Source organism: Listeria rocourtiae FSL F6-920 (assembly GCF_000525975.1).
Classification (GTDB): domain Bacteria; phylum Bacillota; class Bacilli; order Lactobacillales; family Listeriaceae; genus Listeria_A; species Listeria_A rocourtiae.
Map to the genome: position 1 here is coordinate 13,683 of NZ_AODK01000036.1, position 14,464 is coordinate 28,146.

Sequence of the window (14,464 nt, forward strand, 5' to 3'; positions counted from 1 at the left end):
ATGAAAGAAAGATTTGCAAAGCTTATAGCATGGTTTCAAGAAAACAGTCTGAAGGCCAAAATAATTTTTATCGTTTTTGTACTTGCATTCGTTGTATACGAAGTGATTAATATTGGAACAACAACCGATTTTGGTGCATTAAAAGAAAATTTAACATCGCAGGGACCAGAAAATATTTTAATTATGATTGTTGTGGGACTTATTGCCGTAACACCAATGCTCATCTATGATTTTGTCATTGTGAAACTATTGCCTGGGAAATTTCCAACGAGTCATATCATCGCATCTGGTTGGATTACGAATACATTCACAAATATCGGAGGCTTCGGAGGTGTATTAGGAGCATCTTTACGCGCTAATTTCTACGGAAAAAATGCTGATCATAAACAAATTCTCCTAGCTATTTCCAAAATTGCCTTATTTCTCGTATCTGGTTTGTCTTTGTATTGCCTTATTGGCTTAGTGATGCTATTTATTCCCGGATTTGCCGATCATTTCCGAAGTTATTGGCCATGGCTTGTAGGAGGCGGACTTTATTTCCCAATCCTATTTTTCTTCACTAAGTGGAAAAGTAAAACATTATTTGAAGATTTACCGCTAAAACGCGAATTACTGCTCATTTTGGCATCACTATTAGAATGGGCTTTTGCATTCGGTTGCTTTATTATTATCGGCGTACTTATGAATGAGCCCGTCGATGTGGCAAAAGTATTTCCGCTCTTTGTCATTGCATCTGTAATTGGTATTGCCTCGATGGTGCCAGGTGGAGTCGGTACGTTTGACGTTGTAATGATTCTTGGCCTAGAACGACTTGGTGTATCGACTGATTTGAGCGTTGCATGGCTACTATTTTACCGTATTTTTTATTATATTATTCCTTTTGCAGCAGGACTTCTATTCTTCGTCCAAAAAGCAGGGAAGAAGTTCAATGACTATTTAGAAGGTTTACCGCGGCTATTTCTACAAAAATTAGCGCATCGCTTTTTAGTTTTATTCGTCTATTTCGCAGGATTAATGCTTATCATTTCTGCAGCAATCCCGAATGCGATTTATCACTTACCATTGCTATACAAATTAGCTCCTTTCAGCTTGTTCTTCGTATCGCAAATTACAATGATAGCATTCGGGTTTCTGTTATTAGGACTTGCTCGAGGAATTGAAAGTAAAGTCACAAAAGCTTATGTGACAACAATCGTTGTGTTAGGTTGCGCGATTTTTAATACATTGGCGCAAGGGTTTTCTATCAAAGCGGCGATTTTCCTCGGAATTGTGTTGATTTGTGTCTACTTAGCTCGTCACGAATTCTATAGAGAAAAACTTGTGTATACTTGGAGCAAAATCATTTTCGACAGTGCGCTCTTCTTACTTTGTCTAATCGGCTATGTTCTAATCGGTATCTACAACTCACCAAAAGTACCACATCACCGCAAAATACCGGATTATCTATTGATTCCATCTGAACATGTTTGGATTACAGGTTTTATCGGTGTTGCTATTGCCATTATTAGTTTGATTGTTATTTTCTATTATTTCTCCACAACGACTGTGACCATAGGAGAACCATTTGATGCAAGGCGTCTGAGAGCACATTTAGCAAAGTATAAAGGAAACGAAGTAACGCACACCATGTTTTTACGTGACAAATTACTATTTTGGTCCAAAGATGACAAAGTAGTATTTCCGTTCCAACTGAAAGCTGACAAAATGGTCATCATGGGAGAACCGGTCGGGGATAGTGCTCATCTTGAGGAAGCGTTGGAAGAGCTAATGATGTATGCTGATCGCTTCGGCTACCGGCCTGTCTTTTATGAAGTGGATGTTGACATGCTAGCATTCCTCCATGATCACGGCTTTGACTTCATGAAAATCGGTGAAGAAGGCTTTGTATCTTTGCCTGAATTCACATTAACTGGTAAAAAACGCAAAGGTGAACGAGCTTTAATGAACAAATTTGAACGCGAAGGCTATACGTTTGAAATCATCGAACCGAGTTTTGACGAGCAAACGATTCAGCGACTTCGTGAAGTTTCAGATGATTGGCTTGGCGAAAGATCCGAAAAAGGATTTTCACTTGGCTACTTTGATGTTTACTATTTAGAGCAAGCACCAATCGCGGTTGCTAAGGATGAAAGTGGCAAAATCATTGCCTTTGCTTCTATCATGCCGTGTTATAACGACGAGATGACGTCTATCGATTTAATGCGCTATGGTCAAGATGCCCCTAGCGGTATTATGGATTTCCTATTTATCAATCTGTTTCAAAAAGGACAAGAAGATGGCTATCAAATTTTCAATGCAGGAATGGCACCACTTTCTAATGTAGGATCGTCCCAGTTCGCTTTCTTAGGAGAGCGGATGGCAGGACTTGTCTACCGCTACAGCCAAGGCTTTTATGGATTTCAAGGATTACGAAATTACAAATCAAAGTACGTCACCACTTGGGTTCAAAAGTTTATCGCATTCCGGAAACGAAGCTCGATTGCTTTCACAATGTTGCAATTAATGGTGCTAGTAGGTAAAAAACGCCCGCTATCCAAATCACAAATCGTAGAAGAAATTCTAGAAGAAAATGAAGCTATAATTCTAGTTGAGGAAACAAAATAAAATAAGGCGTTAGGAGCTCAGTAGTTGAGCTTCTGACGCCTTATTTTTATTCTTGCACTAAATCTGCCAATGCCTCCTCAATTTGTGGAAATGCAAATGTGAAGTTTTGATTGAGGAGTTTTTGAGGATAAACACGCTGCCCCTCAAGAACAAGCATTGCCCGTTCTCCCATTGCTAGGCGTACCATTGAAGCTGGTGTTGCCACTTTTGCTGGTCGATTCATGGCATGACCAAGCAACTCCGCGAATTTTTTTGTTGCACAGGATGTGGTGCAGTTATGTTTATTGCCCCTTCCATACGATTATTCGTCATAATAAATAAAATCGCTGCAACAACATCATCAATATGAATCCACGAATACCACTGATTCCCGTCACCCAGCGGCCCACCGATAAGAAAAGCGAACTGCTTTGTAAGCAATGGCAATGATCCGCCATCTCTTCCTAAAATCAAGCCAAACCGCGTGAATACCGTCCGAATTCCTGATGTTCGAGCAGCTTTTTCCCAAGAAATCACAGTCTCTGCAAGAAAATTATCTGCCGCTACATGCTCCTCTGTATCCAAGAAGAAAGTTGTCTGTGAAGTAGGGTACACGCCAATTGCGCTCGCATTAATCAATATATGTGGTTTCAATTTCAAATGGTGAATAATTCGCACAAGCTCTGTTGTAACCTCTACTCGGCTATTCAAAATCACTTGTTTCCGTTTCTCTGTCCAGCGCTTATCGGCAATCCCTGCACCAGCAAGGTTTATGCATACATCAATAGCAATGCCAGCCAAATTCGGCAGAGAACCATCCAACCATTTTATATAATGTACATTTCCTGAGTCCACCTTATCATCCCGACGCGTCAAAATATAGATAACATGGCCTTTATCTAGCAGAGCCGGAACGAGATGATGTCCAATAAAACCAGTGCCACCTGTTATTAAAATATTCATATATCGTTCAACTCCTAACATATTTGTTATCACTTTTCCCTTTAAGATAGCTTTAAAACGATTTTTTTCGTATTATAAGAATAGAAGAGGAGGCGATAAAGATGAAAATAACATCCATTTCGCAACAACAAAAAAATAAAGAAAGATACAACATATTTGTTGCCGGAAAATATCTATTTAGTGTAGATGAAGTCGTTCTCACGAAGTACCAACTTTTTAAAGATCGCGAATTGACCGATGAGGAATTAGCTGAGGTTCAAGAAGAAGATGCAATCCGTCGAGGCTTGAACAAAGCCATCCAATATTTAGCTCATCGTGTGCGCTCCGAAAAAGAAATCCGCACTCACTTGGAAAAATCTGAAATGGAACCCGACGAAATTAGCATTGTCATTAAACGTCTAGCCGAAATGAAATATATTAATGACTTAGAATTCGCGCATCTTTATGTTCGTACCCAAGTAAATACTACGTCAAAGGGACCTCGTCAAATCGAGCGAGAACTTGTGACAAAAGGTATAGTCCGCGAATATATTGAAGAAGCGTTGGGTGATTTTAAAGATGATATACAACTTGAAAATGCTGTCAAACTAGCAACCAAAATCGTTAATCGCAGTCGCAAATCTGCAAAACGTCAACTACAGCAAAAATTAGTTACTGAGCTTATCCAAAAAGGCTACGAAACAGATTTGGCAAAAGAAGCAAGCTCGATAGCACTAGAAGAGTTCTCAGAAGAGCAGGAGCAAGACGTATTAGGCGAGCAATTAAATAAATTATTGCAAAGAAATCGTCGTTTAGGGCCAGCTAGGTGCCGTCAAAAAACAATCACATCTCTATTGCAAAAAGGGTTTTCCTATGATACCATTCAAGATTACATGCGAGAACATGAATTAGATTTTGAAGAGGAGCAAGAGTAATGAAAACTTATTTTGAAAACTTAAAGTTAGAGCTGCTAGCGATTAATCCGAATTTTACCGAAGAAGAAGCGCTTTGGTGGGTAGAGATGCTATGGACTGATTTTGAAGCAAGTTATGCCAAAGCTGGATACCCATATCGTGGAAGCGAATATACGTATGACTATGTATCAAAACAAGTAAAACAACATGGCGCATCACTACATTTGGTAGAACGAAAAGAGCGATGAAATACAAAAGCCTTCTCATTTTTGAATCTGAGAAGGCCCTTTTTACTAAATTCTAATTGGTAGCAGGATGTAATTTCTTGTGTAGTTTCTCATCGCTGAAAATCCAGCCAGTGTAAGAAGAAACGATTTGTAAATCATCATCCAATTTGACCACCGCAACAAATGGGTAGTGTCCGTTACTGCGATACCTCAAATCAGTATATGTTACGTACGTGCCATCCATCTTTTCTTCAATACGCCAGTTATACACCTTGGAAAAGGATACAAATGCCGCTAAATTCTTATCTTTCATCGCTGCGTGGATAATATCGTTATCGGGAACTGGTAAGCGATCGAATCTCTCGTAAATAGAAATCGTACGTTTAAAAGCTCTGCCGACATAGTAATGGTCTTTCGTTGTTACAGCAACACGCCACTGGAAGAAACGAATCGTAGAAGCTACAATAATTTCCTCCGCATCAGGAATCATATTTTTGACCGCATGGGTAATGACTTTTTGCGTGACGAATCTTGCTACATAGTAAACCGCCAAAATCGTGTATAATGTGAAGAACGTTGGTATAGCTGATGCACCGAGTAACCAAATAATAATAGCTACAACGTGAGAACCGAAAATAAAGATATCAAATGTGTTAATAAATCCAAATGCGACCCAGGTATCTTTAAATGGCCTCAAAGCCTGCGTTCCATATGCGTTGAAAATATCCACAAAAATGTGAAAGGCGACTGCCACGAAAGTCCACAGCAAAAGATGCCCAAACGGCGCGGCTGGAAAAATGAAAGCAAGAATAACCGATAGTAAAATCGGCCAGATTGCTAGACCTGGAAGGGAATGGGTGATTCCCCGATGATTACGAATATAATCCGCATTATTTTTAAGTTTCAGAACAGTATCAATGTCCGGTATTTGTGATCCAATAATAGTGGCTGTCATGATACCAATGGCAGCGGAACCCCCAACAATAGAAGGGTCGATCGCTGTAGCAACAGCGCCGAGTGCGATTCCCATAACAACATGTGTGCCAGTGTCCAAGAGACTTCCTCCTCTTCTAAGAGCAATATAAAATCAATATTTGCATCTTGTGAAACATCCGAAGGCGATTGGCTATCCAATCACATCTTGATTCTGTATAATGAAAACGTGCAAGAAATTCAAGTATCGGAAGTTTTGTTCATACTTACATTATACTACAGAATACCCGAAAACACGCATTAGAAAACCATGAGAATATACACATAGAATGAGGAGTAAATACACGATGGAATGGAAAAACGAAAAAATTATAGCCTTTAGATCAGCTTTAATTGATTGGTATGAGGAGAATAAGCGGATTTTACCTTGGCGAGAAAATACAGACGCTTACCGAATTTGGGTTTCTGAGATTATGCTCCAGCAAACAAAAGTCGATACAGTTATGCCATATTTTGAGCGATTTATGTCATGGTTTCCAACGATGAAAGACTTTGCAGAGGCTCCAGAAGAACGAATTTTAAAAGTTTGGGAAGGTCTTGGCTATTATTCTCGTGTGCGTAATTTGCAAGCTGCGATGAAAACAGTGGTGACAGAGATGGGCGGTGTCGTTCCGAATGATTTGGAAGGAATTCTCGCGCTAAAAGGGGTAGGACCATATACCGCTGGCGCCGTGTTAAGCATTGCATATGAAAAGCCAGAGCCTGCTGTGGACGGAAATGTGATGCGAGTCATCTCGCGGATTTTGGAGATTGACGATGATATTATGAAGCAGAAAACACGGAAGAAATTTGAGGCAGCTTTGTACCCACTAATCGATCCAGAGAAGCCAGGTGAGTTTAACCAAGCTTTGATGGAAATCGGCGCCCTTGTTTGCACGCCCAAAAAACCAATGTGTCTTGTCTGTCCGCTACAAGATTTTTGCGAAGCACACAAAGTAGGGAAAGAAGAGTCTTACCCAGTTAAAGTTAAGAAAACAAAAGTAAAGAGAATATTCCTATCTAGTGCTATCGTTAAGATAGGAGAGGACAAATATATCATAGAACAGCGCCCAGAAACAGGATTGCTGGCTAATTTATGGCAATTTCCAACCGTTGATTTAGCGGAAAATAACGAAGCAATGAAATTAGCTTTTTTACAGAAATATGGCATCGAACTCCAAATGGAATCCGAGCCAATCACACATGTAAAGCATATATTTTCACATTTAATCTGGGAAGTAGACGTATTCGTAGCGCAAGCGATTCACACACAAACCACAGAGTTGAAAACAAAAACTGTCACCAAAGCTGAAATGGAGCACTTAGCTTTTCCAGTTCCGTATCAAAAAATGTGGCAAGCATTTCTAAAGGAGGAAACTATACAATGAATAAAGTAGCATTAGTAACAGGAAGCAGTCGTGGGATTGGACGAGAAATCGCGCTTGATCTCGCGAAACAAGGGTATGATATTGCGATTAATTTTGCGAGAAGCCGTAGTAAGGCACAGGAAGTTGCAAAGGAAGTCGAGGCGTTAGGTCAAAAAGCGTTGCTAGTGCGCGCTAATGTAGGGGATATCGAGAAACTAAAAGGAATGTTCACAGAGGTTGATGAGGCGTTCGGACGGCTCGATGTGCTAGTAAACAATGCGGCAAGTGGTGTTTTAAGGCCAATTATGGAATTGAACGAGTCACATTGGGACTGGACGATGGATATCAATGCTAAAGCGTTACTTTTTGCAAGTCAAGAAGCTGCAAAGCGTATGCAAAAAACGGGCGGTGGAAAAATTGTAAGTTTGAGTTCTGTAGGAGCGATTCGCTATTTGGAAAATTATACAACGGTTGGCGTTTCAAAGGCTGCTGTCGAATCGTTAACGCGTTATTTGGCTGTCGAATTGGCGCCAATGGGGATTTCGGTGAATGCTGTTTCTGGTGGACTAATCGAAACAGAAGCGCTAGATCATTTTCCTAATCGTGAAGAATTATTAGCAGATGCGATTGCAAAAACTCCAGCTGGTCGTATGGTTGAAGTGCAAGATTTAGTAAAAACTGTATCATTTTTAGTGAGTGATCAGGCAGATATGATTCGCGGACAGACAATTATTGTAGATGGTGGAAGAACATTATTAGTTTAGAGCGTTTGTGAGCCTGTGAATGCAATGAGTAGTATTCCTTTAACAAATCCCATCACCTTCTTAAAAATCAAAAACGGACTTTTACTGTTCCCTCTTTGTTGTGGCTCTTACGAGGCAACATTTGCTAAGTTAGAGCCACAATACGAGTGTGAGCGCAGGGAGTATTCGTTCCTTGCCCAGCTTTTTGGGGTCTAACGAGCCGTTTCAGCTTTTCATCAGCCTTTTCAGTTTTTTTGAAACTGATTGCATGGTATAATGGAAAAGGATGTTAGATCGATAGTACATGGAGAAAGTAGGATATTGGATGTACTTACCTAAAGAGAAAGAAATAATTCAAATCAAAAGCTACAAACACGACGGCTCACTTCATCGTACTTGGAAAAAAACGGTTGTTTTGAAATCAACGGAAAATGTTATTATCGGTGGAAATGATCACACTTTGGTAGTGGAATCTGATGGCCGAAAGTGGGTAACCCGTGAACCTGCTATTTGCTATTTTCACAGCGAATATTGGTTTAACGTGATTTCGATGATTAGAGAGGACGGGATATATCATTATTGCAATCTAGGAACGCCATTCGCATCTGATGAGGAAGCAGTGAAATATATCGACTACGATTTGGATATCAAGGTTTTTCCAGATGGTCGGTTCCACTTGCTAGATGAAGGCGAATACGAACAACATAGAAGGCAAATGAAATATCCAGACGCTATCGACCGCATACTAAGACATAATGTAGATATACTCTCACATTGGATTCTGGACAAAAAAAGGTCCGTTTTCCAAAGATTACATTGATATCTGGTATGAAAAGTATAAAGAATATCGCTAAATTTGTAGTGAAGAACACGCAAAACAAGCTCCCATCACTGGAATCTTGTTTTGCGTGTTTTTTGTCGTTTGATGAAAAACGGAGTCTAATAAACCGTTTCAACGTGCGCTTCTATTGGTTGACGCGTTTTTTTTCACGACTTGGTGCTGCGGCTCGGTAGCCAAATGCAAGCATAGCGGAAACGCCGAACTCATTTGCATCCATCAAGTTTTTCTGAATCAAAAGTTCTTCAACAGCTTGTTTGTCGAACCCCTCAATTGGACAAGAATCAATGCCAATCGCAGCTGCGCTCGTCATCATATTTGCCATCGCTAAGTAAGCTTGACGACTAGCCCATTCAAAAACGAGACGATCCTCGGCTAACAAGTCAAAATCCTTCTCTAAAAAGTTACTAAAATAATTCGTGTACATCTTAGCAACTTCATCGGGCATTTGAGCTATATTTTTCAGGTGATTTTGAATGTAATCAGATTCAGGTGCCAGGCTATTTTTGGTACGAGAAAGCACGATTACGAATTTATCAGCAGTTGGTAACTGGGTTTGCGCCCCCCAAGCATTCGGCATTAAATCCTTACGTAGCTCTTTATTCTCAATGACAAGTAACTTCCAAGGCTCAAAACCGAAAGATGAAGGAGACAACCGAGCAGTTTCTAAAATAAATTGAAAATCCTCAGCTTTTATTTTTTTTCGCAGCATCGAACTCCTTACAAGCAAAGCGATAGTGGAAAGCATCTAAAATTTCTTGTTTCTTTGACATATGAAAAATCCCTCCTAAATTGTTTGACATTCCAAGTATATCAAGTAAAATAAAAAAAAGATAGTATGCACATTTTTGTTAGGTAGTTACATTTTGTATACTGTGAAAAGGAGGGAACGATGCAAAAACGTAAGACGGATTTTTCATGTGGTGCGGATGTAACGTCATCTGTTATCGGTGGAAAGTGGAAATTACAAATATTATTTCATTTAATGGATAAAACGATTCGTTTTAATGAGTTTCGACGGTTGATTCCAGGAATAACACAACGAATGCTCACATTACAATTACGCGAATTAGAAGAAGATGGCATTGTCTACCGAAAAGTATACAACCAGATTCCACCTAAAGTAGAATATAGCTTGACCGATTTAGGCCACACACTCATTCCACTAGTTCGAGCAATGTGTGATTGGGGAATGATAAATGGGGCTACTATTGTCGAAAACAGAACGATAACAGAGCATGAAAAAAGAACCGAGCCAGCTCTAATAGCCAGCTCGGAGTTTTATTCATGCACATCAATGTCAATCTTATTTTCCTCATCATGTCTCAATTTAAAACTATGAATCAGCTTTTCCAAATAATCTACGGTTTCTTGATAAGCAAAGACACAAGCGATAATGCGCATCAAATGATACTGATCAATGCCCTCATCGTCATCTTCTTTATCTATTTCCTTCATCTCATTTAAGAACAATCGCATCAAATCTGCTGGATCCTGCGAAAAATGTTTCTCCGTATAATTTAAGTCCACTGAAACTTTGTCAATATACGTGAGTAACAACTGTTCATGAGTATCCGTTAAATAATCAATCTGCATGCGTATTAACTCTTGTTTCTCGGGGGGCAATTGCAAAAAATCATTTTCATAGCGGTGTAATATCCGCAGTAATTCATACCCTTTTTGTGAACAAAGAATCATCTGCCGGTAAACAGCAATTTTTCGTGATTTGGAAATATTCGTTCGTCTCAAAAACGTTCGCTCTTCGCGATATAATTCATAGTAACTGCTCATTTGTGTAATCTGCTTTTGCATCCACTTCATGTCCTTTTTTAGGAGTGGAAAGTCTGCAGCATGACGCAAATTCAACTTTATCCAGCGCATAATTTCATCATTTGTGCTGTAAATAAACTGGAATAAAGTAATTTCATACTTCGGCGGTAAGAAAATCAAGTTCACGATAAATGCGGCAACAAGCCCGAGCATAATCGTGCCGAATCGTGTGAGGGCAATCATTAGAAAGTCATTTGTAGGCGAATCCATAACGATAACCAGCGTCACAAGCGCCAAGCCAATCGTTTTTTCAAGTTTAAACTGGATTAACAAGGCCACACAAATAATTGATGCAACCCCAATCAAAATAAAATCATTTCCAATGTAAAGCCCGAAACCAATCGCGATCACTGCGCCAATAACATTCCCTTGCGCCCGTTGTAAAATTTCTAAATATGAGCGGTAAATCGATGGTTGCACTGCAAAAATTGCCGAAATCCCTGCTAAAGAAGGAGAAGGGGAGTGACACAGCTCGGCAATAAAAAGCGCTAAACTAATCGCAATTCCTGTTTTTATAATCCTAGCCCCGAATTTCATTGCTGGTTATTCCTTTCTGTACTCATTTTCTCCTATTATATCCGTAAATGTCGCTTGGCAAACAAATTAACCAGCGATTTTTGCAAAAACCCGGTTCACAGCAGCAAGTGTCTCCTCGATATCCGTATGGGTATGTGCCGTTGTAATAAACCAAGCTTCATATTTGGAAGGTGCCAACATGATACCTTCTTCCACCATTAACTTGAAAAACTGGCCGAATAATTCACCGTTAGTGGCTTGAGCATCCTCATAAGTTACAATTTCTTGATCTGTAAAGTAAACTGTCAAAGCACCTTTAATCTGATTAACCGTAACGTCAATCCCATGTTTGGCAGCTGCATGCAGAATCCCATTTTTTAACCTAACTCCGAATTTTTCAAAGCGATCATAAATGCCGTTTTCTTGCAGAACTTCCAAGCAAGCAATCCCCGATTGAATAGAAGCTGGATTTCCAGCCATTGTACCGGCTTGATATGCGGGGCCTAGTGGAGCAACTTTTTCCATAATATCGACGCGCCCACCATATGCACCGATTGGCAATCCACCCCCAATAATTTTTCCAAGTGCAGTCAAATCAGGTGTTATGTTCAGCAAATTTTGTGCTCCGCCATACATAAACCGGAACGCGGTAATCACTTCATCATAAATGACAAGTGCACCTGCAGCATGCGCTAACTCGTTCACTTTCTCCAAGAAGCCTTCAACTGGGCCGACAATACCGAAGTTTCCAATAATAGGCTCCACTAAAACCGCAGCAACTTGGTCACCCCAAATCTGCATTGCCTCTTCAAAGCTAGCGATGTCATTAAAAGGAACGGTAATAACCTCCTCTGCAGTTGCCATCGTCACCCCGGCAGAATCCGGCGTACCGAGCGTAGAAGGACCAGAACCAGCCTCGACAAGCACCAAATCAAAATGCCCATGATAAGAACCAGCGAATTTGATAATTTTATCGCGCCCAGTAAAAGCACGTGCTACACGAATCGTCGTCATCACAGCCTCTGTACCAGAATTTGTGAAGCGAACTTTTTCCAAAGAGGGAATTGCGTCTTTTAACATCTTTGCAAAAGTGATCTCATGCTTCGTAGGTGTGCCATATAAAACACCATTTTCTGCAGCATGCGTAATTGCTTTTGTAATATGAGGATGCGCGTGGCCAGTAATAATCGGTCCGTAAGCCGCCAAATAATCAATATATTTATTACCATCAGCATCCCAAAAATAGGCGCCGCTTGCACGCTCCATCGTCACAGGAATTCCGCCGCCAACACCTTTATAAGAACGGGAGGGACTATTAACCCCGCCAACAATATGCCTAAGCGCCTCCGTATGTAACTTTTCCGATTCAGAATGGTTCATGTTTGATACATCTCCTTCATTAATGTTTCTTCCCTTCTCATTTTAGTAGAAACCGCGCCGAACTGCAATAATAATAGAAGCAAGTTCATTGTAACCGACGCGAAAAGAGACTAAAATAAAAGGACAATATAAACAGAAAGTGATGTGATTTCTTTTGAAAATACTGTTTACAATGCCAATACCAGACGATTTAAAAGCCAAACAACAAGCGCAATTTCCAAATCATACATACGACTACATAGAAAATTTAGCTTCCTATGAATCCTTAGAAACGATAGATTGCATCGTAACCTATGGCTCTGACATCACAGAAGCGATTATTGAAAAAGCTGATTCTCTAAGGTGGATTATGGTTTTTTCAGCAGGAATTGAAGAACTACCTCATGCAAAACTTCAAGAAAGAGCAGTTCTTGTCACCAATGTGCGAGGAATTCATGCAATCCCAATGGCCGAATTCACAATAGCTTACATGCTTTCTTACGTTAAACGCCTAGCGAATTTTGCAACAAAACAAGTAGAGCATAATTGGAGCCGTGATGCAGAGATGTCCGAACTAGCAGGAAAAACAATCATTATTGCAGGAACAGGCGCTATAGGAAAGCAAATCGCCCAGTTCGCAAAAGTATTCCAAATGAAGATAATCGGTATTAATACATCAGGAGAAACTTTTGCGCCATTCGATCAAGTTGTTTCTATAAAAGAAATCCAGACTGTTCTTCCCAAAGGTGATTTCATTGTATCCATTTTGCCGGAAACAAAAGCGACTAAAGCACTTTACCAAAAATCACATTTTGAGGCAATGAAAGAAAGCGCAGTATTTATTAACATCGGTCGAGGCTCTGTTGTCACAGAAGAAGTTTTGATAGAAGTCGCAACAAGCGAAACAATTGATCACCTATATCTTGATGTCACACCAATCGAGCCATTACCGACAAAACATGTTTTATGGGATTTTCCAAATGTCACAATTACACCACATGTGTCCGCCCATTCGCCTAAATACCTCTATAGAAGCTTCGACATATGGCTTGAAAATATTTCAAGATTTCAAAACGAAGAACCATTATTAAATACGATTAACTTAAATAAAGGTTATTGAAAAGAAATGTTTACGCACCCTAATGTTGACAGAACACGCGAAAGTTAGGTAGAATAGGATATATGTACAATCTATTTAAATTAAGCGAGAAAGGAGTGCATGACGGTGTCTAATTCTCATTCTCATTTACGAGAAGCAATAGATGTCTTGAAAAAAACTGGAGTCAGAATAACTCCTCAACGTCATGCTATACTTGAATTCTTAATTAATGCTGATACCCATCCTACCGCTGATGAGATATACAGAGCGCTTGAAGGGAACTTCCCCAATATGAGTGTAGCTACAGTTTATAATAATCTACGCGTATTCCGAGAAGCAGGACTAATTAAAGAATTACCATATGGCGATTCATCCAGCCGTTTTGATTTTTCTACATCCGAACATTACCATGCCATTTGCAACGAATGCGGTAAAATAGTAGATTTTCATTATCCTGGCTTAGACGAAGTAGAGCATTTTGCTGCAAGTGTCACAGGATATGAAGTAAATAAACACCGATTAGAAGTTTACGGAACTTGTCCAGAGTGCCAGTCAAAAACATTATAACTTCCAGCAAAGCCATCTTTTCACTTGATTTGATGGTTTTTTATCGCCAATGTATAAAAGTAATAATATTTATGCAAAAAAAAATCTATAATAGTAAACGGCTGTACATCAATGTTTAGCGCATACATTTTTGTGGAAATAGAGTACAGTCTAAAAAAAAAACTAAAATATTATGCATAACTTGGTTGACATTATCCTAATTAATTGATATATTAGTTCTCGGCGCTACTAGCCAACACTTTTACAAAGAAAAATAACATAAAATTAATTATACAAAGTTGTTGACAGATAAGTGCTTGAATGTTATGATTTAAAAGTCGCAAAAATAAAACAACATAAGTGATAGCAACGCGATAATGACCTTTGAAAACTGAACAGAAACAAAGATAAAACCAATAGAGACAGTAATGTTTCTAGGTAAGAATCGCAGGGCGGAAATAGAGAGCTATTTCCAAAAAAAACTACTAGTAAAGTAATTTGCTAGCGAAGTCAATGTGACGCAAGGAT

The 14,464-nt window shown here is 39.5% G+C and carries 11 protein-coding genes and 3 pseudogenes; 9 read left to right on the plus strand and 5 right to left on the minus strand.

From position 1 onward, the window contains the following. Complete coding sequence (gene mprF, locus PROCOU_RS11915; protein WP_036072734.1) at positions 1–2,604, plus strand: bifunctional lysylphosphatidylglycerol flippase/synthetase MprF; 2,604 nt, start codon at positions 1–3, stop codon at positions 2,602–2,604. A 46-nt stretch (positions 2,605–2,650) separates the two neighbouring features. Here mprF and PROCOU_RS11920 read toward each other — a convergent pair. After that, positions 2,651–3,546: pseudogene (locus PROCOU_RS11920) on the minus strand (TIGR01777 family oxidoreductase). A gap of 101 nt (positions 3,547–3,647) precedes the next feature. Between PROCOU_RS11920 and recX the strand changes: the two are divergent. Together recX and PROCOU_RS11930 are read left to right on the plus strand one after the other, a co-directional pair. Further along, positions 3,648–4,460, plus strand: a complete 813-nt coding sequence (gene recX, locus PROCOU_RS11925; protein WP_036072705.1) for a recombination regulator RecX — start codon at positions 3,648–3,650, stop codon at positions 4,458–4,460. Next, entirely contained in the window at positions 4,460–4,687 is a 228-nt protein-coding gene (locus PROCOU_RS11930) for a YfhJ family protein (protein WP_036072708.1), read from the plus strand. Before recX ends, PROCOU_RS11930 begins: the two co-directional genes overlap by 1 nt. A gap of 52 nt (positions 4,688–4,739) precedes the next feature. Here PROCOU_RS11930 and PROCOU_RS11935 read toward each other — a convergent pair whose 3' ends face one another. Beyond that, positions 4,740–5,720 carry a metal-dependent hydrolase gene (locus PROCOU_RS11935; RefSeq protein ID WP_036072710.1) on the minus strand — a complete coding sequence of 327 codons (981 nt, stop codon included), beginning with the start codon at positions 5,718–5,720 and terminating at the stop codon, positions 4,740–4,742. A gap of 208 nt (positions 5,721–5,928) precedes the next feature. On the opposite strand from PROCOU_RS11935, the gene mutY reads away from it, so the two are divergent. The 3 genes and pseudogenes from mutY to ntdP all read left to right on the plus strand — a co-directional run bounded on the left by mutY (position 5,929) and on the right by ntdP (position 8,602). Beyond that, positions 5,929–7,026, plus strand: coding sequence for an A/G-specific adenine glycosylase (gene mutY / locus PROCOU_RS11940; protein ID WP_036072712.1), 1,098 nt, complete (start codon positions 5,929–5,931; stop codon positions 7,024–7,026). Further along, positions 7,023–7,769: an enoyl-[acyl-carrier-protein] reductase FabL gene (fabL, locus tag PROCOU_RS11945; RefSeq protein WP_036072715.1), complete on the plus strand. Its 747-nt coding sequence runs from the start codon at positions 7,023–7,025 to the stop codon at positions 7,767–7,769. The genes mutY and fabL overlap by 4 nt, the downstream gene beginning before the upstream one ends. Positions 7,770–8,073: 304 nt before the next feature. After that, a pseudogene (ntdP, locus tag PROCOU_RS11950) lies at positions 8,074–8,602 on the plus strand (nucleoside tri-diphosphate phosphatase). A gap of 111 nt (positions 8,603–8,713) precedes the next feature. On the opposite strand, the pseudogene PROCOU_RS11955 reads toward ntdP, so the two are convergent. After that, positions 8,714–9,359: pseudogene (locus PROCOU_RS11955) on the minus strand (NAD(P)H-dependent oxidoreductase). Between the two features lie 119 nt (positions 9,360–9,478). Here PROCOU_RS11955 and PROCOU_RS11960 point away from each other — a divergent pair. Further along, the gene (locus PROCOU_RS11960) at positions 9,479–9,928 is read left to right on the plus strand and encodes a winged helix-turn-helix transcriptional regulator (protein ID WP_036072716.1); all 450 of its coding nucleotides are present in this window, start codon (positions 9,479–9,481) and stop codon (positions 9,926–9,928) included. Here PROCOU_RS11960 and PROCOU_RS11965 read toward each other — a convergent pair. Together PROCOU_RS11965 and PROCOU_RS11970 are read right to left on the minus strand one after the other, a co-directional pair. Continuing rightward, positions 9,868–10,953 (minus strand): aromatic acid exporter family protein, encoded by a 1,086-nt coding sequence (locus PROCOU_RS11965; RefSeq protein WP_036072719.1) that lies wholly within the window; start codon positions 10,951–10,953, stop codon positions 9,868–9,870. The genes PROCOU_RS11960 and PROCOU_RS11965 overlap by 61 nt on opposite strands. Positions 10,954–11,019: 66 nt before the next feature. Next, complete coding sequence (locus PROCOU_RS11970) at positions 11,020–12,312, minus strand: glutamate-1-semialdehyde 2,1-aminomutase (protein ID WP_036072721.1); 1,293 nt, start codon at positions 12,310–12,312, stop codon at positions 11,020–11,022. A gap of 154 nt (positions 12,313–12,466) precedes the next feature. Here PROCOU_RS11970 and PROCOU_RS11975 point away from each other — a divergent pair, with 154 nt between their 5' ends. Further along, entirely contained in the window at positions 12,467–13,411 is a 945-nt protein-coding gene (locus PROCOU_RS11975; RefSeq protein ID WP_036072722.1) for a D-2-hydroxyacid dehydrogenase, read from the plus strand. Positions 13,412–13,510: 99 nt separating this feature from the next. Continuing rightward, a complete protein-coding gene (perR, locus tag PROCOU_RS11980; protein WP_036072723.1) occupies positions 13,511–13,957 on the plus strand; it encodes a peroxide-responsive transcriptional repressor PerR in 447 nt (148 codons plus the stop codon). Positions 13,958–14,464 lie beyond the last annotated feature (507 nt).